This window comes from Aeromonas sp. s2 (assembly GCF_040907935.1).
Lineage (GTDB): Bacteria > Pseudomonadota > Gammaproteobacteria > Enterobacterales > Aeromonadaceae > Aeromonas > Aeromonas dhakensis.
Window position 1 is genome coordinate 251,283 of record NZ_JBFOCR010000005.1, and the last position, 22,771, is coordinate 274,053.

15 protein-coding genes are annotated in these 22,771 nt (G+C 62.8%); 2 read left to right on the forward strand and 13 right to left on the reverse strand.

Annotated features, from left to right (window positions below):
• Positions 1-4: 4 nt before the first annotated feature.
• The 5 genes from AB5Y81_RS02585 to mocA form a co-directional block, all read right to left on the reverse strand.
• A complete protein-coding gene (locus AB5Y81_RS02585; RefSeq protein ID WP_215269079.1) occupies positions 5-2,902 on the reverse strand; it encodes a molybdopterin-dependent oxidoreductase Mo/Fe-S-binding subunit in 2,898 nt (965 codons plus the stop codon).
• A complete protein-coding gene (gene ygfM / locus AB5Y81_RS02590; RefSeq protein ID WP_215269080.1) occupies positions 2,899-3,675 on the reverse strand; it encodes a molybdopterin-dependent oxidoreductase FAD-binding subunit in 777 nt (258 codons plus the stop codon). Before ygfM ends, AB5Y81_RS02585 begins: the two co-directional genes overlap by 4 nt.
• Positions 3,676-3,755: 80 nt before the next feature.
• A complete protein-coding gene (gene ssnA, locus AB5Y81_RS02595) occupies positions 3,756-5,084 on the reverse strand; it encodes a putative aminohydrolase SsnA (RefSeq protein ID WP_215269081.1) in 1,329 nt (442 codons plus the stop codon).
• A gap of 30 nt (positions 5,085-5,114) precedes the next feature.
• The gene (gene ygfK / locus AB5Y81_RS02600) at positions 5,115-8,225 is read right to left on the reverse strand and encodes a putative selenate reductase subunit YgfK (RefSeq protein ID WP_279484326.1); all 3,111 of its coding nucleotides are present in this window, start codon (positions 8,223-8,225) and stop codon (positions 5,115-5,117) included.
• Between the two features lie 420 nt (positions 8,226-8,645).
• Positions 8,646-9,281, reverse strand: a complete 636-nt coding sequence (gene mocA, locus AB5Y81_RS02605) for a molybdenum cofactor cytidylyltransferase (protein ID WP_279484324.1) — start codon at positions 9,279-9,281, stop codon at positions 8,646-8,648.
• Here mocA and yqeC point away from each other — a divergent pair.
• A complete protein-coding gene (gene yqeC / locus AB5Y81_RS02610) occupies positions 9,280-10,128 on the forward strand; it encodes a selenium cofactor biosynthesis protein YqeC (RefSeq protein WP_279484323.1) in 849 nt (282 codons plus the stop codon). The genes mocA and yqeC overlap by 2 nt on opposite strands.
• Before the next feature lie 19 nt (positions 10,129-10,147).
• Complete coding sequence (gene yqeB, locus AB5Y81_RS02615; RefSeq protein ID WP_279484322.1) at positions 10,148-11,740, forward strand: selenium-dependent molybdenum cofactor biosynthesis protein YqeB; 1,593 nt, start codon at positions 10,148-10,150, stop codon at positions 11,738-11,740.
• Positions 11,741-11,812: 72 nt separating this feature from the next.
• Here yqeB and AB5Y81_RS02620 read toward each other — a convergent pair whose 3' ends face one another.
• The 8 genes from AB5Y81_RS02620 to AB5Y81_RS02655 form a co-directional block, all read right to left on the reverse strand.
• Complete coding sequence (locus AB5Y81_RS02620; protein WP_279484321.1) at positions 11,813-12,736, reverse strand: DMT family transporter; 924 nt, start codon at positions 12,734-12,736, stop codon at positions 11,813-11,815.
• Positions 12,737-12,920: 184 nt separating this feature from the next.
• A complete protein-coding gene (gene arcC, locus AB5Y81_RS02625; protein ID WP_010633906.1) occupies positions 12,921-13,853 on the reverse strand; it encodes a carbamate kinase in 933 nt (310 codons plus the stop codon).
• A gap of 95 nt (positions 13,854-13,948) precedes the next feature.
• On the reverse strand, positions 13,949-15,373 hold the full coding sequence (hydA, locus tag AB5Y81_RS02630; RefSeq protein ID WP_368146534.1) for a dihydropyrimidinase: 1,425 nt from the start codon (positions 15,371-15,373) through the stop codon (positions 13,949-13,951).
• Between the two features lie 99 nt (positions 15,374-15,472).
• Positions 15,473-16,690, reverse strand: a complete 1,218-nt coding sequence (locus tag AB5Y81_RS02635; protein WP_279484320.1) for a YgeY family selenium metabolism-linked hydrolase — start codon at positions 16,688-16,690, stop codon at positions 15,473-15,475.
• Between the two features lie 96 nt (positions 16,691-16,786).
• On the reverse strand, positions 16,787-17,986 hold the full coding sequence (dpaL, locus tag AB5Y81_RS02640; RefSeq protein WP_279484319.1) for a diaminopropionate ammonia-lyase: 1,200 nt from the start codon (positions 17,984-17,986) through the stop codon (positions 16,787-16,789).
• 127 nt (positions 17,987-18,113) lie between these two features.
• On the reverse strand, positions 18,114-19,301 hold the full coding sequence (gene ygeW, locus AB5Y81_RS02645; RefSeq protein ID WP_279484318.1) for a knotted carbamoyltransferase YgeW: 1,188 nt from the start codon (positions 19,299-19,301) through the stop codon (positions 18,114-18,116).
• Positions 19,302-19,729: 428 nt separating this feature from the next.
• On the reverse strand, positions 19,730-21,664 hold the full coding sequence (locus tag AB5Y81_RS02650; protein ID WP_279484317.1) for a sigma 54-interacting transcriptional regulator: 1,935 nt from the start codon (positions 21,662-21,664) through the stop codon (positions 19,730-19,732).
• A 215-nt stretch (positions 21,665-21,879) separates the two neighbouring features.
• Positions 21,880-22,764, reverse strand: coding sequence for an AEC family transporter (locus AB5Y81_RS02655; RefSeq protein ID WP_279484316.1), 885 nt, complete (start codon positions 22,762-22,764; stop codon positions 21,880-21,882).
• Positions 22,765-22,771: the final 7 nt, after the last annotated feature.

The window sequence follows — 22,771 nt, forward strand, 5'->3', positions numbered from 1 at the left end:
TTTGTTATGCCGACGCTTGTTGCTCCAGCTTGCCGAGCTCGCGCAGGATCTGCTCAGGCGTGAAGTGCCACTTGCGCAGCCAGACACCGCAGGCGTCGTGGATGGCGGTGGCGATGGCGGGCGCCGCGCCGTTGACCCCGATCTCCGAGATGGACTTGGCGCCGTAAGGGCCGACCTTGTCGTCACTCGGCACCAGGAAGGCCCGAAAATCGCGCGGAATGTCGCCGATCTTGGGCGCGCCATAGCTCTTCAGATCCCGGGTCAGCGGGATGCCCTTGCCGTCGTAGCAGATCTCCTCGGTCAATGAGTGACCGATGGCCCGCATGGTCGCCCCGTAGATCTGGCCGAGCGCCAGTTCCGGGTTGATGGGGGTGCCGCAGTCGAGCAGGGCGTAGAACTTGTCGAGCCGGATCTCGCCGGTTCTGACGTTGACCGCCACCTCGGCGAAGTTGGCCCCGTACGGGAAGGCCAGCTCAGAGGTGATGTAGCTGGCAGTGCCCACCAGGATACCGAAGCCGGTACCGGTCTCGGCCTTGTGGGCCAGCTTGGCGAGGCTCACCTCCCCCAGCTTGCCGCGCACCACGCCCGGGAACGCCAGCTCAACATCGGCTACCTGCTCGCCCAGCATGGCGGCGCCGTGCAGCAGGATCTTCTCCTTGAGGTTTTCGGCCGCCTTCTTGGCCGCATTGCCGGAGAAGCAGGTGCCTGACGAGGCGTAGGCCCCCTTGTCGAACAGGGCGTGGTCGGTGTCGCCGGAGATGACGTGCACATCCCCGAGCGGGCAGTGCAGCACCTCGGCGGTCAGCTTGGCCACCACGGTATCGAGGCCGGTGCCGATATCGGCGCCACCGGAGTGGACGATAAAGGTGCCGTCCGATTCCAGCTTGACCATGCAGTTGGCCTGATCGATATCCGGGATCCCCGATTTCTGCATGATGATGGCGACGCCACGGCCGATGCGCCAATCCCCATCGGCGGGTTTGGGGCTGTCCCAGGCAATCAGCTCGCGACCCTGTTTGAGGATGGGTTCGAGGGCGCAACTGGCCGCATGGGGCACCGAGGTGGGCATCTTGCCCTCGCCGATGGCCCCCAGCACCTTGAGGATGTCCCCCTCGTGCACCCGGTTGTGCTCCACCATCTCGAGCTGATCGATGCCCAGTTTCTCGGCAAGTTCCGCAATCGCCATGGTCAGCGCGAAGTTGCCCTTGGGCGCGCCATAACCCTGATAGGCGCCGGTCGGACAGATGTTGCTGTAGTAGGTATTGACGGTAAAGCGCACGTTCTCGCACGGATAGAGCGGCAGGGAGAGCGCCGGGCCGTTGCTCGGCACCGTCAATGAGTGGTTGCCGTAAGGGCCTGTGTTGGCGCGAAAATCCATCTCGATGGCGGTGATGGTGCCATCTTTCTTGGCCCCCACTTTCACCTTCACCTTGGCCACATGGCGCGAGGTGTTGCTGATGAACTCCTCTTCACGGGTGTAGCGGAAGGTGACGGGACGGCCGGTGACCCTGGTCGCCCAGGCGCACACCTCTTCCAGCAGGATGTCCTGCTTGGAGCCAAAGCCGCCCCCTACCCGCTCCTTGATCACGTGCACCTGGTGCTGCTTCATGCCGACGATGCGCGCCACCTGACGGCGCACGTGCCAGGGCACCTGGGTGGAGGCGTGAATGACCAGCCGATCCCCATCCATGTAGGTGAAGCAGATGTGCGGCTCGGTCGGGCACTGCTGGGCCTGGGTCGATTCGTAGGTGCGCTCCACAATCTCGTCAGCCTCGGCAAAGCCCTTGGCCACATCGCCAATCTGGCCATGGACGCTGGCGGCCAGGTTCTCGTGGGGGCGAGAGCCGATGGGGAAGTTGATGATCATGTGCTCGTCGCCGCGGCGCACCGAGCAGGCGTTCTGCTGCTCGAGATCCGCCGGCGCACCGGCCATGTAGACGATGGGCTCGTCGTGCACCAGCGGCGCATTGGGGGCCATCGCCTGGTCTATGTTCATGACTGCCGGCAGCACCTGATACTCGACCTCGATGAGTTTGAGCGCCGCCAATGCGATGGCTTCGCTCTCGGCCACCACGGCGGCAACACGATCACCGACGTGGCGCAGCTTGCGACCAAACATGCGGCGATCCAGCGGTGACGGCTCGGGGGCGCTCTGGCCACCCGGGGTGTAGTAGACATCCGGGCAGTTGAGGTGGGTGATGACGTGCACCACCCCCGCCATGGCTTCGGCGCGGCTCACGTCGAGTTTGGTGATCACCGCATGGGGATGGGGGCTTCGCAGCATCTTGATGACCAGCGCATCCTCGCTGACCCGATCCTCCACATAGCAGGGCTTGGCCTGCACCATCTTGGCGGCGTCCACTTTCGGGCAGCTCTTGCCGATATGGCGCAAGTCGCCCCGAAACTCGGGGGCAATCTGGCACAGGTAATCGGGATCCTTGAGGCGCGAGCTGGCAAGCTCGATGGCCTGATAGAACTGCTGGTAGCCGCCATCGCGGTGAAAGAGACCCGAGAGGGCATCGTCGATTTGATCACGGGTGGGCTCAGGGTGGCGATCAAGCAGGTCGGTGACGATGAGCGCCGCAGCCGGATCGTTGTAACCGGACTGCACCACGCCTACGTCCACCATGGCCTGCTGCACCAGACTGAGCTGGTTCCAGCTGCCCAGCGACTCGGCGGTGCGCACCTGCGCCCCATCCAGCTGGGCGGCGATCAGCAGGGAGGCGTTGATCACCTTGCCGTTGAAGAGGATGGCGTCGGAGCCGGCAAAGCCGAAGCCGTCGTCGCTGTTGCGCACCGAGTGCATCCGGCACTGGTTGAACAGCACCCGCTGGGCATTCTCGCCCGCCGGGGTGATGACGGTGCGCAGGGCACCGTTCAGGGTAAAGTTGAGTTCCATCATGCCTGTACCTCCTGCTGCTGGCACTCCACCAGCAGATCCGCCACCACCACGCCGCTGATATAGCGCTTGTAGGCCACGCTGCCGCCGAGATCCGCGCGCGGCGCAATCAGCGCGCTCACTGCCGCCTCCAGCGCCGCATCGTGCAGCTCATGACGCTCCACATCCCGCAGGCGCATCGGCTGCGGCGTGACGCCGGCCAGGGCGACCCGCATCTCGCCAAGGGCGTCGAGGGCCACCGCAGCAGTCATCACCGCCAGACCATCGGCGTTGCGGCTGATGCGGCGAGTGGCGCAGCGCAGCTCGGGCTCCGGCAGCACCACCCCCAGCACCAGCTCCTTGCGCTGGCCCGCCAGGTAGGCATCGATGGGTTGCAGCTGGTTGTTCTCCAGCACCACCACGGCTTCGAGCACCAGCAGTACCGGCAGCAGCGGGGAGTCCTGCTGCTGGCAGGCAATTTCGCCGCCAATGGTGGCCTGATTGCGCAGATGGCGGGAGTAGACAAACCCCAGCGCCTCGCACAGGGCGGCCGGGGTACGGGGGTCATCTTTGAGGGCTTGCAGGGTGACGGTGGCGCCGATGTGGAGTTGACCATGCTGCTGCTCGATCTGGCCAAGTCCGAGCTTGTCCAGCGAGATGGCCACCTTCTTGTCGGTGCGGGTCGGCGCGGCGTTGAGCTTGCTGCCGCCCCCCATGTAGACGGCGTCGTTGCCAAAGCGGGCCTTGAGTTCCAAAGCCTGACCCAGTTGCTCGGGTCGGAAGAATTGCTCAATCATGTGTCGTCCTTACTCTTGCTGCCCGCCGCCGGGCAAATCCACAGGGCGGGCAATCCAGTCCAAACGTGCGGAGGGTGGCCTCAGGCCAGCGCGTCCATTCGTTGCCACAGGCGGCTCGCCACCTTGCTGGCCTGCTCATAAAGGGGCTCGACGTCAAAGGCGAACTCGCGATCCTGATAGACCATGCGTCCCTCGACCATCACGCTGTTGACCGAGGATGAGCCCATGCCGAAGGCGAGATGGCCACCGAGGTTGCGCGGCGCCAGCGGGGTCGGTGCGGCGTAGTCGCAAATGGTGAGGTCGGCCTTGTAACCCGGCTCCAGCCGGCCAAATTTGGCGCCGAAATTGCGCTCAAGCAAGGTGTTGCCGTTCCAGAGGAAGCGGGCAAAACTGTCGGGCCACAGCGCTCCGCCAGCATCCCTGTGCTTGAAGTAGGCAAACTTGAGCTCTTCGAGCATGTCGGAGCCGATACCATCGGTGCCGAGCGCCAGATTGCGGTATTCCGGCAGGTGCAGGTTGTAGCCCACGTGATTGTTCATGTTGGAACGGGCGTTGTGCACCAGGAAGGCATCGCGGCTGTTGAGCAGCTCGATGTCGGCCGGGCTTAAGTAGATGCCGTGAGCGATCAGGGTCTTGCTGTCGACAAGGCCAAACTCGTCCAGCCGGGCGATGGGCTCCTTGCCATGGTGGTGGTGGCCGTGGGCCATGTCGTATCTGTCTTCCGCCACATGGATATGCAGCCCGCGACCGGTGACCTGCACCGCTTCGCACAGCATGGCCAGCCCCTCGTCGGGTACGGTGAAGGGGGCGTGGGCACCGATATGGGCCTCCACCAGATAGGGCTCGCTCCCCTTGGCTTTGGCCGCATCGATCTGTTGGGCGAACAATATGTTCTCCTCCACCCCGGCCTGCAGCTCGGCGAGGCCTCCGTTGCGATCCGTGGTCTCGAAGCAGGTCATGCCGCGCAGGCCCGCCTCCATAAACCCTTTGCGCAGCACGTTCAGGGAGCCCTTGATGAAGTTGGGCGAGGCGTGGTGGTCGATCACCGCACTGCAGCCGCTCTTGATCGCTTCCAGCGAGCAGATGAGGCCGCTGTAGTAGAGGGACTCCTCATCGAGCGCCCGGTCGAGCCGCCACCAGAGGTTTTTCAGGGTGGAGATAAAGTCCGGGCAGGGGGCGATATTGGCCATGATCCCCCGCGACAGGCCGGAGTAGAAGTGGTTGTGGGCACAGACGATACCCGGCATCACCAGCTTGCCGCCCATCTCCCGATAGTTGGCCTGCGGGTAGAGGGCCCGCAGATTGGGCCCCACCGCTTTGATAAGCGATCCTTCGATGGCGATATCCACCCCTTCCAGCACCAGGGTCGGTTCCAGCTGGACGGCGGTGACGTTTTTCAGAATAAACATGGTTGGCTCCTTCGCTTATTCGTGGTTCGCTCAGGCCTCGACGGCCCCCAGCAGGTAGTGGTGATGAGCATGGACATGGCTGATGATCCGGCACATGTCGCCAAGGGCTGCTGGCGCATCCAAAATCTGGCTCTGGGCGTCTATGGTCAGGCGATAGGTCTCGCCATCCTGACGCACCCGCAGCTCACCCCCATCCGCCAGATAGAAACCGGGGTTGCGGCTGTTGTCGAAATCCTCGGGCAGGCTGAAGATGGTGACCTTGTCCTGATAGGGCTTGCCCTGCCACGGGCAGAACTGGGCGCAGTTGCCACATTCGTTGCAGTAGGCATCCAGGTGCAATGTCTGAAACTCGTCCTTGAAGCCCGGCACCGCAATGGCGACGTTGGCCCGGTTGGGGCAGACGTCCACACACTTGCTGCAGAGGTAGTTGCACTCGAGGCAACGGTGCGCCTCTTGCGCCACGAAGGCCTCTCGCTCGCCCTTGTCGACCATGGTGACGGCGATGTTTCCCTTGCGGCGGTAGATCTCATCCTTGCCCGACGGCTGGATGGTCACTTCACGCTGCTGGCTGGCGATATGCTCGCGGGCCAGCACCAGATCCGCGGCGCCGCGGGCACCGCCGATGGCACCGACGATGGAGGATGGGCCGCTCTGTACGTCACCGATGAGGAATACGTTGCGACGGCTGGTTTCGCCGCTCTGACTATCCACCTCGGGCCAGCCATCGCTGCCAAGGGGAATGCCCATGGCTTTCAATACCTCGCAGTCAGGCTGCTCGCCGATGGCGGTGATCAAGGCATCCATCTGTATCACTTCGGTCTGCTCGGTGGGCACTGGACGGCGGCGGCCCTGCTCGTCAGGATCACCCAGCGCCATCATCCGCACGGTGAGCTTGCCATCTTTGTCAAAGCGCTCCGGATTGGTGAGGAAGCAGAAACGTACCCCATCCTCCACCGCTTCCAGATACTCCTCGCGATAGGCAGGCATCTCTTTCTCGCTGCGGCGGTAGATCACGGTCACATCGCTGACACCCGGCACCTTGAGGGCGGCGCGGGCACAGTCCATGGCGGTGTTGCCGGCACCGATCACCGCCACATGGCGACCCAGCGGCAGCGGTTTGCCCTGATTGAAGCTGCGCAGGAAGTGGAAGGATTTGTAAATCCGCTCGTGCCCCCCTTCGAGGCGCATGCCACCGTTCTTGTCAGCGCCAATGCCGACGAAGACATAGCTAAAGCCCTGGGCGTGCAGCTTGTCGACGGTGAGCGCCGGATCGCAGCCAAACTCGAACTTGACCCCGTGAGCGGCGACAAAGTCGATATCGTGCTGGATAAGCTCGGCCGGAATGCGGAACTCGGGGATGATGTGTTTGACCACGCCACCGGCATCGGCTTCGCGCTCGAACACGGTGACTGGGTGACCGGCACGGGCCAGGAAGTAACCGGCGGAGAGACCGGCCGGGCCTGCACCAATCACCGCAACCGGGTGCTTGTCACCGCTGCCTGCCGGTTTGTGCCAGCGCGCCTTGTACCCTTCCCAGCCGCGCTCCAGCGCTACTTTTTTCAGCTCGCGGATATTGAGCGGGCTGTCGTAGTCGAGACGGGTGCAGTTGTACTGACACTGGTGATCGCAGATATGACCGGTGATGGCGGGCAAGGCGTTGCGCTGATAAATCAGCTCAAGGGCAGCGACATACTCCCCCTCGCCCATCAGGCGAATGTACTCGGGGATATCCTGATGCACGGCGCAGGCGGTGACGCAGGGCGCCACGTAGCAGTCGGTCATCGGCAGACCGCCGCCCACTTCGATGCGATCGTCAGACTTCCACTCCTTCTGGGTGTAATCCATGGTGAGCGCCTTGGCGGCAAGCGCTTCCAGCTTGGCCACATCTACCTGAGCCATGGCCCAGCTATCGGAGGCATCGATCTCTTTGAGGCACTCAATCTGGCGCAGGTAGCCACCCGGTTTCAGCAGGTCGGTCGCCATGGTGATGGGACGAATGCCGGTTTCGAAGATCTCGGCGATGTTGAACTTGCTGGCACCACCGGAGTAGGAGATGGGCAGCTTGCCATCGAAGGCGCGTGACAGCACGGCCGCCACGTTGATGGAGAGCGGGAACAGCGCCCGGCCGGACATATACATCTCATCACCCGGCAGCGCCCCTTTGCGGTTGATGGTGCCAAGGGTGTTGGTGAGTTTCACCCCGAAGGTGAGCCCCTTCTCGGCCCCCAGCGCCATCAAGCGGGTCAGCATGGCCTTGGCTTGATCCAGCTTGAGGTCATGATCGAACGACTCTTCGCTCAGACCGATGTAATCAAAGCCACAGGTGTCGAGGATCTCGCGCACCCGCGGGTAACCCAGCAGGGTCGGGTTCAATTTAACGAAGGTGTTGAGCCCCTTCTCTTCCAGCATGTAGCGGCAGATGGCCTCGATCTCGTTCGGCGGGCAGCCGTGCATGGTAGAGAGGGTGACGCCGTGCACCAGCTTGGCCGGGATGCGCTCCACCAGCTGTTGCAGGCGAGCGCGTCGCGTCCCCAGTCCCAGCTCGGCGATAAACTGCTCGTCAGCCACGAGGTCTCGCACCACCTGCTGATACTCGGCAAATTTCGGACTTTGGCTTGCATCCATCAGGCTGTGGATGAACTGCTGCATCGGCGGCTGTTTGATGCCATCGAGGTTGTACCCCACGCTCATGTTGAAGATGAAGGACTTGGCCTCGTCGCCCTGGCGCGGGTCGAACACCTCCTCCAGCAGATAGAGGGCAAACCAGGCTTTCAGATACTCGTCAAACGCCTTGGGCAGGGTGAACTCGGTGGACCACTCGGTGTTGAAACACTCGTCTTCGGCATCGATGCAGGGCTTTTCCAGTTCGAGACGGTCCAGGATCTGCACCGTCTTGAGCTCGATAAAGCGCCCGCCGGTCAGCCAGGAAGTGACGATGTTCTGGGCCAGCTGGGTATGGGGGCCGGCTGCAGGGCCGATGGGGGTCTCGCAGGTTTCACCGAACACCTTGATCTTGCGCTCGTCCTGCTTGCGATAGAATTGCGCGGCGGGAATGCCGAAGATGGATTGACTCGCTTTATATTCCGAGAAGATACGGACCAGAAGGTTCTTGAAGGGAACGGGTCGCATAATATCGCCCATGTTGATCTCCTTGCAGCGGCACTGCTCATTGACAGGGTGAATAAATGGGGCCCATCCACAACCACGCATAAAAAGCCCCTTGAAACTGACAAGAGCAACAATCAGGCCAGCGCCGGATCTTTTTATTTTTCAGCCATAAAAACGTGAGGCACCTCCAATTAATAAAACATCGAAAGCCGATACCAGTTTCGACAATGAGAGTGGCTATCAACACCGAATTTAAATAATGGAAACGCCTCCCTCATTGCTGAAAATGATCTCACTTTGGCGCGGCGCGCTATCAGTTTGATAAAGAGTGCGGCCGCAGCCATTATCAGGCCGGCCAGGATGATAACGGCCGCTGTCAGCCCCTGATAACGGGTTAGACAAGAAGATAAATATGCAAAGCAAGGCCGGGCAAGCCTCTGCCAGCCGACCGGTTCAACGCTCGAATGCTTCGTTTGCCAGCAGCGCCTGATAACGCTCAGGGGTGTCCACATCCTGCAGGATGGCGGCGCTCTGCACCTCGATGAAACGATGGGGGTGCACCAGCAGCCAGCGGCGCACCGAACCCTGTGCCGGCGCCGCCGCCAGCGCTGTGGCAAGGGCTCTTGGCAACAGCACGGGGTGGCCAGCCTCCCCCTGATAGGAGGGAAAGAGAGTCTCGTCCCCCCGCGCCTGCCAGAGCGTGCGGTACACCTCGGGGGGGATGCAGGGCAGATCGCCGTGGCTCACGAAGAGGTGATCGCTGCTACAGGCGGCAAGCCCCGCACGGATGGAGCTGCCAAGTCCCTGTGCATAATCATGGTTGTGTACCAGCCGGATACGGGGGTGATTGGCGTAGCGGCTGATCAGCTCATCGGCGCGGTGCCCCACCACCAGAATAACCCGGTCACACAGCACCAGGGCATTTTTGAGACTCTCATCAAGAATCGTACTCTGGCGATACGGTAGCATCAATTTCCACGCGCCCATTCGTGATGAGAGCCCGGCCGCCGTAATTAGGCAGTCGCACCGCTCGCGCGAATGCCAGTGCTTCTCACTGACCGCGCCTCTATTTTCATCGGTCGTCGCCATGGCTATTTCATCACCCTTTCTGCTCACCTCGCCAAATATCGAGAGTGTATTAAACCCGCTCACCGAAAATATTGATGGGCGTACCACTTTAATTAGTCTTTGCGGCGCCGGGGGGAAAACCAGCACCCTCTTCTGGCTGGCCGACTATTTCCATCAACAGGGCAAGAAGGTGCTGCTCACCACCAGCACCCGGATGTTTCTGCCCGCCCCCTCCCCTCGGCGCACCCTGCTGATCGAGGCCGACCCCATCCGGCAGCTGACCCGCTGTCAGGCGCTGCCCGATGAACCGATGCAGCTGATGCTGTTCAGCCACCTCGATCGGGCCAGCGGCAAGGCGGTGGGGCCGAGCCCCCAGCAGATCGATCTGCTCAAGGGGCAGCAACGCTTCGACATCATCCTGGTGGAGGCGGACGGCGCCCATCACAAGTTATTGAAAGCGCCCGCTTTGCACGAACCTTGCATTCCTCAACACAGTGATTGGGTGATCGCCCTGGTGGGCGGCGCCATGGTGGGAGCCAGCGCCGACCCGGCGCAGATCCACCGCTGGCCCGAGTTCCAGGCCCTATGCGGGATTGCGGCCGGTGAACGGCTCGACTGGGCCCTGTTTGACCGGCTCATCGCCCACCCCGAGGGGGCGTTCAAAGGCACCCCGCACGGGGCGCGCCGAGTCTGGTTTATCAATGGCGATTATCAAAATGAGCAGCAGTGGCTGCCCGCCCTGATAAACCTGCTGCAACGCCACCCCGAGCTCCACGCCATCTGGCAAGGGGCCGTGCGTGAACCCGGCGCCATTCACCATGTTTGCTGTCGGCCTGCCCCCGAAGCCGCGCAGTCGCTGACCCGTTAAGGATGAGACGAGGTACCTTATGAATCTGTTTGCACACGCTGCCCGACTGGAGCAGGAGAACACCCCCTTTGCCATGGCCCAGATCATCGAGAGTCGCGGCTCCACCCCGCGCCATCAGGCCCAGATGCTGGTGATGGCCGATGGCCGGATCCTCGGCACCATCGGCGGCGGCATGATAGAGCGGCTGGTGATCGAAGAGGCCGTGGCCGCCATTGCCGAGCGCAAGCCGCGCATCTTCCACGGCCGGATGGCCCGCAACGGCGAACATGCGGTGGGCTCGGATTGCGGCGGCGCCATGTCGGTCTATATCGACGTCTACGGCCTGCGCCCCCGCCTGGTACTGATCGGCGCCGGCCACGTCAACCGGGCACTGGCCCATGCCGCAGCGCCGCTCGGCTTTGACATCCACGTGGGGGATTGCTTCGAGGGGAGCCTCAGCCCAGATCGCTTCCCGGCCGGTACCCATCTGCAGCAGGCCGACACCATCAGCGCGGTGATCGAGGCGCTTGCCATCGAGCCCGCCAACTTCGTCATCATCGCCACCAACCACCAGGACAAGGAGGCGCTGGAGCGGCTGATCAGCCGTCCCCTCGCCTACCTGGGGCTGCTCGCCAGCAAGCGCAAGGTGCAGACCTTCACCCAGGCCCTGCGCCAGCAAGGGGTGAGTCAGGCCCAACTGCAACGGCTGCACGCCCCCATCGGCTACAACATAGGTGCCGAGACCCCCGAGGAGATCGCCATCAGCATCCTCGCCGAGCTGCTGCAGGTGAAAAACGGCAAGGCTGGCGGCCTGATGCAGGATGACGTGCGCCTCAAGCGGGATCAGCTGGTGGTGATGCGCGGCTCCGGCGATATCGCCACCGGGGTGGCGCTGCGCCTCTACCATGCCGGCTTCAAGGTGGTGATGCTGGATCTCGACAAGCCAACGGTGATCCGCCGCACTGTCGCCTTTGCCCAGGGGATGTTCGACGGTGAGACCAGTGTCGAGGGGGTGTGCGCCAAGCGGGTCGAAAGCGTCGAGCAGGCGTTCGAGCAGCTGGATCGGGGTGTCATACCGCTGCTGGTTGACCCCGACTGCACGACCCTTGCCGAACTCAAGCCCCGCTATCTGGTGGATGCCATCCTCGCCAAGCAGAATCTCGGCACCCACAGGGAGATGGCCCCCATCACGGTGGCCCTCGGCCCGGGTTTTGAGGCGGGGCGCGACTGCGATGCGGTGATCGAGACCAACCGCGGCCACCATCTGGGGCGGGTCATCTATCAAGGTCCTGCCCAGCCCAATACCGGCATTCCCGGGGTGATCGAGGGGCACTCCGCCCGCCGGGTGGTGCGCGCCCCTGTCGCCGGGGTGATAAAGAGCCTGATCAAGCTCGGCGATCTGGTGCAGGAGGGAGATGTGATCGCCCATGTAGGTGATACCCCCATTATCGCGCCACTCTCCGGCATGGTGCGGGGGCTGCTCAGCGATGGCATCGAGGTGACCGTCGGCTTCAAGATCGGTGACATCGACCCCAGAGGCGAGCGGGCCGATCCCACTACCGTCTCTGACAAGGCGCGCGCCATCGGCGGCGCCGTGCTGGAGGCCATGATGCATCTGGCCCAGCGCAGATAAGAGAGTGTTCTTAAAACCAGAAGGGCCCGCCATGATGGCGGGCCCTTTTCCATTCTCGTTCCTCTAATCAGCTTAGCCCTGCTTGACCCGGGTCTCCCCCGCCACCGACACCACAGAGCTCTTGCCCTTGCGGCTGATGACGATAAGCGCCAGCACGATCAGGGCGATGCCGCTCCCCTCCACCGGCCCCGGATTTTCACCAAGCAGCCACCAGGAGAGCAGCACGCCGCTCACCGGCACCGCCAGGGTGCTGAGCCCGGCAATCCCGGCCGGCAGCTTTTTCAGCACGAACAGCCAGAGGCTCCAGGCCAGCGCCGTGGCGAAGATGGCGCTGTAGGCGAGCGCACCAAACACGTAGGGCTGCCAGTCGATGGTTCGCTCCGGCACCAGCGCCGCCACCAATGCCATCACCAGGGTGGCGTAGATCATCTGCCAGGTGGTGAGGGACATCAGATCCACCCCGGGGTGGCGGGCATACATCCGCTTGGCAATGATGGCGCTGATCCCCCAGCAGATGCCGGAGGCAATGCCCAGTAGCGCGCTCTTCATGGAATCCAGGTGCAGCTGCCAGGGCTCGATCACCAACAGCAGGCCGCAGGCGGCCACCCCGACCGCCAGATAGTGCAGCTTGCGCATCCGCTCCCCCAGAAAGAGCGCCGCGAAGATCACCACCCAGAACGGCATGGTGTAACTCAGAATGGCCACCTTGCCCGCCCCGCCGCTGATGAGCGCCCACTGGGCCAGCCCCACCATGCCGCAGGTCTGGAACAGGGCGATGGCGAGGGTATAGCGAAACGGGGTAGGTTTGAGATAACGGCGGCCGCGCAGGCACTGCACCAGCAGCAACACCAGGGATCCGCACAGGCAGCGCAGGGCGGTAAACTCGAACGCCCCCGCGTAGAGCATCACCTGCTTCATCACGATCCAGCTGTAACTCCAGATGGCGGTGAGCAGGACCAATCCCCCCAGCGCCGCCATGTTCAACTTGCTATTCATTGTGCTGCCTTGTTGCTGCGGCGGCCGGTGCGTCCGCCATTCGGGGCGCCATCTTACTCCTCTGCCGTTCCCCTGCCCACCGCGGATAAGAGCTGGCCGGCCCATGCTTTCCCTCTGCCAATCCCTGACACCGGCCAACAGAAAGGGGCCTTGGGCCCCCTGTTTGCAACCATCAAAGACGAGGCTACAAGCTGATCAGGGTGCCGGTCTTGCCGGCAATGCCATCAGCCGCCTTCTCCAGCAGGGTGATCAGGGATTTGCGCCCCGCCATGGAGGTGGCGAACGAGAGCGCCGCCTCCACCTTGGGCAACATGGATCCCTTGGCAAACTGCCCCTGTGCGATAAAGCTGTTGGCATCGGCGACGCTCAGGGTATCGAGCCACTGCACCTCGGGCTTGCCGAAGTTGATGGCTACTTTTTCTACCGCGGTAAGGATGATCAGCATGTCGGCATCGATGAGCTCCGCCAGCCTGGCACTGGCCCAATCCTTGTCGATCACCGCGCTGGCACCACGCAGGTGGTTGCCCTCCCGCAGCACCGGAATGCCGCCGCCACCGACGGTGATGACCACCTGACCGGCGGCCAGCATGGCAGAGACGGTCTCTTTCTCGATGATGTCGATGGGTTTGGGGGATGCCACCACCCGGCGATAGCCGCGGCCGGCATCCTCTTTGAGCCGCTCGCCCTTGGCCATCAACGCCTCGGCCTCCTCCTTGCTGAAAAAGCCGCCGATAGGTTTGCTCGGGTCAAGGAAGGCGGGATCGTTTTTATCCACCTCCACCTGGGTCACCAGGGTGGCCACCGGCTTATGGATGCCGCGCTCCAGCAGGGCCTCGCGCAGGGCATTTTGCAGGTCATAACCGATATAACCCTGACTCAGGGCCACACAGACCGACATGGGCAGATGGGGCGCCTTGGGGTCGTGGCGGGCCGCCACCTCGAACGCCTGCTGGATCATCCCCACCTGCGGGCCGTTGCCGTGGGTCACCACCACCTCGTGCCCCTGGGCAATCAGGTCGGCAATGGTGCCCGCCGTGCTCTGCACCGCCTTCATCTGCTCGGGCAGGTTGTTGCCCAGCGCATTGCCGCCAAGGGCCAGTACGATTCGCTGTTTCATCTTGTTATCTCCAGTGAGGGGACAGGCCGGCGCGATACCGGCCCACCTTTCGTTGTTCGCATAAGTTTGCGGGTCTGCGTGTTTTGAACGGATTGTCAGCCTGCCACTGTGGGACAAGGCGAGTGCAGCTCCGGTGCCAAGGCCGGGTCAAAGGGCGCTCTGGCCAGAAAGCGGCCATGGCCGCGTAGCCCCAGAAACTCGCCGTCGCGGGCGACCATCTCGCCGCGGCTCAGGGTCAACCTGAGCCGGCCGGGGCAGCGCATCCCCTCGTAGGGGCTGTAGTCGCCGTTGTCGTGCAGCAGTGGGTGAGAAATCAGGGTGTCACCGCGGGGATCCATCAACACCAGATCGGCGTCAGACCCCAGTTGCAGATTGCCCTTGCGCGGCCAGAGGCCAAACAGGCGCGCCGGGTTGGCGCTGGTGAGCGCCACGAAGCGCGACGGCGAGATGCGCCCCCCCAATACCCCGTGGGCAAACAGCAGCAGCATCCGGTTTTCGACCCCGGGCAAGCCGTTGGGGCAGCGGCTGAAATCGCCGCCGGAGAGGGTCATGCGCTGGGCGTGGGAGAAGTTGCAGTGATCGGTCGCCACCGTATCGATATCGCAAGCAGCGATACCGACCCACAGCTTGTCCTGCTCGCAACGCCCGCGCAGCGGCGGGCTGAGCAAGTAGTCGACCCCGTTCTCCTTGTAATAACACTGCTCATCGAGCAGCAGATATTGCGGGCAGGTCTCCACCCAGACCGGCTGGCCCTGGCGGCGCGCCAGTTTCAGATACTCCAGCCCCAAGCCGTTGGAGAGGTGGACGATATAGAGCGGGGCATTGCCCGCGAGCCCCGCCAGATTGATCATCCGGGCGATGGCCTCCGCCTCGCACTCAAGCGGGCGGCTTTGCGGGTGATACCATGGCTCACAGTGGCCAGCGGCCAACAGGGCAGCCCGGCGCGCCGCGATGGCGGCATCGTTCTCGGGGTGGACGGTGGCGAGCGCCCCCACCTCCTTGAGGCGGGCCAGGGCGCGCAGCACGTCATGATCCCCCAGCTTGTACTGATAGGTGAGATAGAGCTTGAAGCTGCTGATCCCCTCCTCCTGCACCATGACGGCCATCTCGTGGAGGATGGCGCCATCCACATGCTGTACGACGCCGTGAAAGCTGTAATCGATCACCGCCTGATCGGCGGCATAGTCGTGATAGCGGGCCAGCTGGTGATGCAGGTTGCACCCCGCAGGGCCAAATCCCATGTGATCGACGATGGTGGTGGTGCCACCACAGGCGGCGGCACGGGTACCGCTGAAAAAGTCATCGCAACTGCGGGCAATCCCGACATCTATGTTGAAGTGGGTATGGACGTCGATGCCACCCGGCATCACGTAGCAACCGCTGGCATCGATCAGCTCGGTCTCGCCATCGGGCTGGATATCGGCGGCCCGAGCGCGGATCACTCCGTCTTCGATCAGCAGATCCTGACGATATTCTCCCTGCGCATCGACCAGCACGCCGTTCTTGATGAGTCGTTTCATCCACTCCCCCTCAACTCCTGTTGCCCTTCACGCAGCAAGCCCCGCCTGAGCGGGGCTGATCATGGTGGACAGGGACGCCAGTCTCCCTGCCCTGCGCTCTTACTTGTCCAACTCGGCCAGATAGAGCATGGGGATCACTGCGTACATGGCGGAGCACTTGACCAGATGCTCCTTCCAGGTCTTCTCGTTCGGCGCATGGGCCTCCGGCTCTTTGCCCGGGCCAAAGCCGATGACCGGGATGCCGTGGCGACCCATGATGGAGACCCCGTTGGTCGAGAAGGTCCACTTGTCCACCACCGGCGCTTTATTGAACAGCTGGGTGTACGCCTTGGAGAGGGTCTTGACCGTGATGTGATCCTCTTCCACCTTCCAGGTCGGGAAGTAGCACTCGGTCGGGTAGACCAGGCCGGTGTAGGCCGGACGGTCGTACTGGTACATGGAGACCTCGGCACCGGCGGCTTGCACCGCAGGCAGGGCGCGGATCTCGTCGAGCGCCCCTTGCCAGGTCTCGCCCCAGGTGAGACGACGGTCGATGGAGACGGCGCAGCTGTCCGCCACGGCGCAGCGGCTTGGCGACGTGAAGAAGATCTCGGAGACGGTCAGGGTGCCCTTGCCGAGGAAGTCGTCGTTGCCGAGGTTGTGGCTGAGTTCCTGCAATTCGCCGAGAATAGGGCCCATCTTGAAGATGGCGTTGTCGCCGCGCTCCGGCGCGGAGCCGTGGCAGCTCACCCCCTGCACTTCGACGCGGATCTCCATGCGACCACGTTGTCCACGGTAGATCTGGCAGTCGGTCGGCTCGGTACTGACCACGAATTCGGGGCGGATCTTGCTCTGCTCGATGATGTACTGCCAGCACAGACCGTCGCAGTCCTCCTCCTGCACGGTGCCGGTCACCAGCAGGGTGTACTCGTCTTCCAGCCCCAGATCCTTGATGATCTTGCCGGCGTAGACCATGGAGGCCATGCCGCCTTCTTGGTCAGATGCGCCACGGCCACCGATGATCTCGTGATCTTCCATCCCCTCATAGGGGTCAAACTTCCAGTTGGCCATGTTGCCGACCCCCACGGTATCGATGTGGGCATCCATGGCGATCAGGTGCGGACCGTGACCGATATAGCCCAGCACGTTGCCCATGGGGTCGATCTCCACCTTGTCGAAGCCGACCTTCTCCATCTCCTGCTTGATGCGCAGCACCACCCGCTCTTCATCGCAGCTTTCACTCGGGATGGCGATCATGTCGCGCAGGAACTGAGTCATCTCGGCCTTGTACTGGTAGGCCTTCTCCAACACCATTTCAAACGGAATTTGCTTGCTCATTGTGTCTCTCCATAACCAACCTGGGGTGCGGAAGTACGCCTCCCGCCCGCTACTCGTCATGGCACCCGCCGGGCACCATCCTGTTTCAATTCGTGCCTAGTCGCAGGCGGGGTGCTTGCCTTCCCACACCACTTCCCGGTAATGGGCCACGTCGGTGTCCCCTTCGGTGTTGATCACCAGCACCACCGACTGCTCATCAAGCCCCAGCCGGGCCATCAGCGCGGCGCGATCCGGGTGGTGACGCACCGCCGCCAGCACGCCGGTGCCAACCGAGCCGGATTCGCCGGAGATGATGCGGGGATCATCGCCAAGGGGGTTGCCGAGCACTCGCATGCCGAGCGCCGATACCTTGTCGTGACAGGAGATGAACTGGGTGGTGCAGCCGCGCAGCACAGGCCAGCCGAGGGGATTGGGTTCGCCGCAGGCGAGGCCGGCCATGATGGTGCGCATGTCGCCCCCCACGTTGACCATCTCCCCCGCCACGCCGGAGCGGTAGATGCAGTCGGCCTGATCCGGCTCGACCACGATACTGTGCAGGTTCTTCGCCCCGAAGCAGTCCACCAGATAGCCGAGCACACCGCCCGCCAGCGCCCCGACCCCGGCCTGCAGCAGCACGTGGGTGGGCTGTTTGATGCCCATGGCCTGCATCTGCTCGACCGCTTCGTCGGCCAGGGTGGCATAGCCCTGCATGATCCAGGTCGGGATCCTGGTATACCCCTCCCAGGCGGTGTCCTGCACTATGTACCAGCCGCGCTCCTCGGCCATCTTCATGGTCAGGCGCACTGTGTCGTCGTAGTTCATGTCGGTGACGATGCACTCGGCCCCCAACGCCAGAATGTGGTCCACCCGCTCTTGCGCAGAGCCCTTGGGCATGTAGACCACCGCATGCTGACCCACCTGCTTGGCGGCCCAGGCGACGCCGCGACCGTGGTTGCCGTCGGTGGTGGTGGCGAAGGTCATCGGCTCCTTGATGGTGCGCTTGATGAGATCGAAGGTGAAATCATCTACCGCCACCCCATATTTTTCACAGAGCAGGTTGGCAATGGCGTAGACGCCACCCAGCATCTTGAAGGCGTTGAGGCCAAAGCGTTTGGACTCATCCTTCACCAGAATGTTCTTCACCCCGATATAGGCGGCGAGCGCCTTCAGATCGCACAGGGGGGTGGGCTCATAACCGGCCAGTTTTTTATGAAAGGCGCGGGCCTTTTGCGCCTCGGTACGGGAAAACAGGGGCAGCGACTCACCGGTAAAGAAACGGTTATCGGCAATCTCCATCTTCAGGGAAAATTGGGACATGAATACCTCGCAAAGAGTCATCTCGCCGGGGATCATCGAGTGAAAAGCGCCCCGGGGAGAGAACCCGTGACAATAACTGCGTGATGACGACGGCCGGACGGGACTTATTTCCCGCCCGGCCAGGCCATTATTTGACGCGTTTTTGCGCCTCTTTTATCAAGCCTTCGAGGGCGGCGCCCGGTGCCGAGAATTTACGGGCGACAATCATGGCGGCGATAATATAGGGCTTCCAGCTCGCCTCTTTATAAGTGGCGATCCGGTATTTCTCGAATACCCCTTCACTCACTTCCCCTTCCTTGCAGGAGACGCCGGAAATATCCGCCGGCAGGCAGTGCATATAGAGTGCCTCGCCCCCCTTGGTGAGGGCCATCATCTCTTCGGTGCAGTGCCAATCCTTGTGCTTGGCGTTCTGTGCCAGGCAATGCTGCTCCAGCTCTTTGAGGCCGGCGTGATCGTTGGCCCGCAGCAGCTCGGTGCGCTGCTCCATCACCTGATAGGGCGCCCAGGACTTGGGATAGACGATGTCGGCATCCTTGAACGCCTCTTCCATGGAGGTAACCTGACGAAAGCTCCCGCCGGAGGCCTTGGCATTCTCCCTGGCCACTTCGATCACGTCCGGGATCAGGTCATACCCTTCCGGGTGGGCCAGGGTCACGTCCATGCCGAAGCGGGTCATCAGGCCGATGATGCCCTGCGGCACGGAGAGCGGCTTGCCGTAGCTCGGCGAGTAGGCCCAGGTCATGGCAATCTTCTTGCCCTTGAGGTTCTCGAGGCTGCCGAAGTGCTCCTGCAGCCAGGCGAGATCAGCCATGGATTGGGTCGGGTGATCAATGTCGCACTGCAGGTTGACCAGCGCCGGGCGCTGGGGCAGCACTCCCTTCTCGAACCCCTCGTCGAGCGCGACGCCCACTTCACGCATGTAGGCGTTACCGGCGCCCAAGTACATGTCGTCGCGAATGCCGATGGCATCGGCGCAAAACGAGATCATGTTGGCTGTTTCACGCACCGTCTCGCCGTGGGCAATCTGGGACTTGCCCTCGTCCAGATCCTGCTGGGTCAGGCCGAGCAGGTTGAGGGCGGAGGCGTAGGAGAAACGGGTACGGGTGGAGTTGTCACGAAACACCGAGATGCCAAGACCGGTATTGAACAGCTTGGTGGCGATGTTCTCGGCGCGCAGTCCCTTGAGGGCCTCGGCCAGTTTGAGCACCAGCGCCAGCTCCTGAGGGGTCTGCTCCCAGGTCAGCAGGAAGTCTTTTTCATGCAGGTTGGACTTGAGTTCATTGATCTCTTTGATTAACTGGTTCACTGCTTTCATCGTTAGCCCCAATCTGTTGATGAGAAATGCATTGCTCCCCTTCCACTCACAGGTCACCGAAACAAGGGCCATTGGGTGAGTTCATCGGTCAGCGTCAAATAAGGGCAATCAATAAGCGTGCCAACGCATAAATAAGCGGGAAATAACCAGAAAAGGATTCTTGAATGTGAGCCGGCGCACAGCCTGAGGCTATATGGCGCCCCGCCAAGGCAGGTGAGATAGCTTATTTTAAAGCGGATGGCTGCGCGCCACTGAAATAGCGCAAGAATAGTGTGAGAAGAGACGAACCAGGCCCTGATAATTATCAGTCCGGCTATCACCGGCACCTGCCAATTGATAGAAAGCGGGGCCACATTCTCATAATGATAACGCCGCGATTGTCGGTCACAACGCGGTCAAACGGGGCCGCCAGGCGACCCGCTGCGGGTTCAGGCCTGCACGGCGATCTCGTACTTCTTTATCTTGCGATAGAGGGTGGCGATGCCGATCCCGAGTGCCTGGGCGACCAGCTTCTTGTTGCCAAGGCGCAGCAGGGTCTCCTCTATCATCTGCTTTTCCATGTTCTCCAACCCGTTTTCGCCAAGTGGCAGCGCCAACCCGCGCTCGACCTGGCCGGCAGCCGACTCTGGCAGGCTTGCCTCTGGCGATGACCAGGGCCCCCCCGTAGCCGATGCCGAATTGCCAGCGGCAGGAGTGAGCGCAGGGTCGGCCAGCACGCCATGGGGATAAGGAGCGGGCGAGAGCGGCATGCGCGCGATTTGCGCCGTGCTGCGTGGCGGCTCGTCCGCCCCACTGCGCTGGTTGCGCAGGATATTGGGGGGCAGCAGCATGCTCTCGATCACCTCCCCCGCCTGCACCACGTTCACCAGGTACTCGATGAGGTTGCTGAGCTCGCGCACGTTGCCCGGCCAGCGGTAGCCTTCGAGCAGAGCCATCACCTCCGGGCTGAGCCCCGGATACAGCAGGCCGATGCGGCTGGTGTGCAGGTTGAGGAAGTAGTGGGTCAGCAGCGCCACGTCCCCCTCCCGCTCGCGCAGGGGCGGCAGGTGGATGGGAATGACGTTGAGGCGATAGAAGAGATCCTCGCGAAACTTGCCCTCGGCGATGTACTGCTCCAGATGCTGGTGGGTCGCGGCTATGATGCGAATGTCCACCGGCACCGGCCGGCTGGCGCCGATGGGGGTCACCTCCCGCAGCTCCAGCACCCGCAGCAGCTTGGCCTGCATGGTGAGCGGCATGTCCCCTATCTCGTCGAGAAACAGGGTGCCCTGCTGGGCGGCCTGGATCAGCCCCTGCTTGCCGGTGCTGGAAGCCCCGGTGAAGGCCCCCTTCACGTAGCCGAACAGCTCGCTCTCGAGCAGCTGCTCGGGGATGGCGGCGCAGTTGATGGCGATGAAGGGCTTGTCGCGGCGCGGGCTGAGCCGGTGAATGGCGCGGGCCACCACCTCCTTGCCGGTGCCGCTCTCGCCGCACACCAGCACACTGGAGGGGCTCAGGGCAATGCGATGAAGCAGCTTTTTCAGGGCCCGCATCGGCTTGCTCTCCCCGATCAGCATGCTGACTCCCTCGTCGGGTTCCAGCGGCGGGTTCGGCGTGCCGTGGGACTGGTGAAACGCCATCAGAAACAGCTGCTGGCCCTGTACGTGGTGCAGCTGGCCGATGATCAGCTCCTGACGATCCCCTAGGGTGACGATGTGCTGCAGGTGGCCGGTCAACCCCTGCTGGGCAAAGGTGAGCGGTCGCAGCCCTATCTCGCAGCCCAGCAGCGCCTCCTGCTGGCAATTGAGCTGCTTGAGCGCTACTTCGTTGGCGTAGAGCACCTGGCTCTTCTCGTCGAGCAGCAGGCAGCCCTGATCCATGTGGTTCATCAGGCTGAGGAAGACCTTGTTGACCCCGTCAGACAGGCCGCGCGAGTCGAGCAGCTTGGCCACGAAGATGCTGGAGATGTGCTGCACATAGTCGCACACCTCCTGCAGGTTGTTGTTGAGACGGGCCTGCTGCTCCGGATTGAAGGCCACCAGGCTGATCACCCCGATGCAGTTCTCCTCCACCATGATGGGCACCCCGAGAAAGGCCCGCTCCCGGCAGCTCTCCTTGCAGCTGCACCCCTCGCAGACCGGATCCTCACTGGTGTGGGTGACGATCTTCTCGCGCTGATGCTCGATGACGTAGCGCAACAGGCGGGAGTCCCCCTCCAGCTGGCGACCGAAGAACTTGCCGTAAGGGCCGGTTCCCGCCACCCGCACCATGTTGGCGTCCACGATTTCCACTTCCAGTTGCAGCACGCTGGCCAGCATCTTGGCAAAGCGCAAAATGGTGGGCTGGATCTGCATCAACAAACATTGGTTACTGACGGACATCATGTTGTAAATCCCCTGGCTCCCACCCCGGGTGGGATTCATGCTGGCCAGATACTATGCCAATTCAACGACAGCGACTTCGCCGAGGATCACGAAAAGGGAACTTGCACCCGCCCCTCTCCCCGGAGTGAGAGATGGCGCAGAGTGGGGAAGATAAAAGCCAAGGAGCAGGCCACGGACATCATCTGGGGTGCGCGAAAACGGTGAGAAAGGACGCCTCAACTGCCCAGATGCAGGGCCAGCCAGACTGCCAGCGGGATCACCAGCACCGAGAGCGCATTGCCGCCGAGCACGATACTGGCCACCTTCTCGGGCTGGCACTGGTACTGCTCGCACAGCATGTAGTTAAGCACCGCCGGCGGCAGTGCCACCGACAGCATCAGAAGCGGAACCCAGGCCGGTTGCAGCGGCAGCAGCCAGACCGCCAGCCCCAGGGAGATGCCACCGGCCAGCAGATAGAGCAGGTTGCACTTGAGGGCCAGCCCCAGGTGATCCAGCTCCCCTTCCATCAGCCGGATACCCAGGGCAAACAGCATCAGCGGCACCGAGATCTGGCCGAGCAGGGAGGCGCTGGTCACCAGGTATTCGGGCAGCGGGATGTGCAGATTGGCCACCAGCAGGCCGGCCAGGGCGGCCCACAGCACAGGGCTGCGCAGCCAGAGCCAGCGGGAGGTGTTGGCCGAGAGAATGAACATGCCCACCGAGAAGTGGAGCAGGTTGGAGAGCACGAACAGTATGATGATGGCGCCCAGCTGCTGCTCGCCGAAGGCCAGCACCATCAGCGGAATGCCGAGGTTGCCGGTGTTGCGAAACATGGCGGGCAGGATCAGGGCCGGTCGGCTGATGCTGCGAAGCCTGAGCAGGGAGAGCAGCAGCCCCGGCAGCAGGATCACCAGGGCCCCCGCCGCGATGAGCGAGAGGTGAGCCATCAGATCCAGCGGGTATTTGACCAGCGCCGAGAACACCAGCGCCGGGGTGAATAGCTCGATATTGGCCCGGTTGACGTAACCCAGCGCGCCGCCCGGACGCAACCTGCCGTAGAGGGCGCCGAGCCCCACCACCGCAAACACCGGAATGACGATATTGAGCAGGGCGCTGAACATGGGCGAG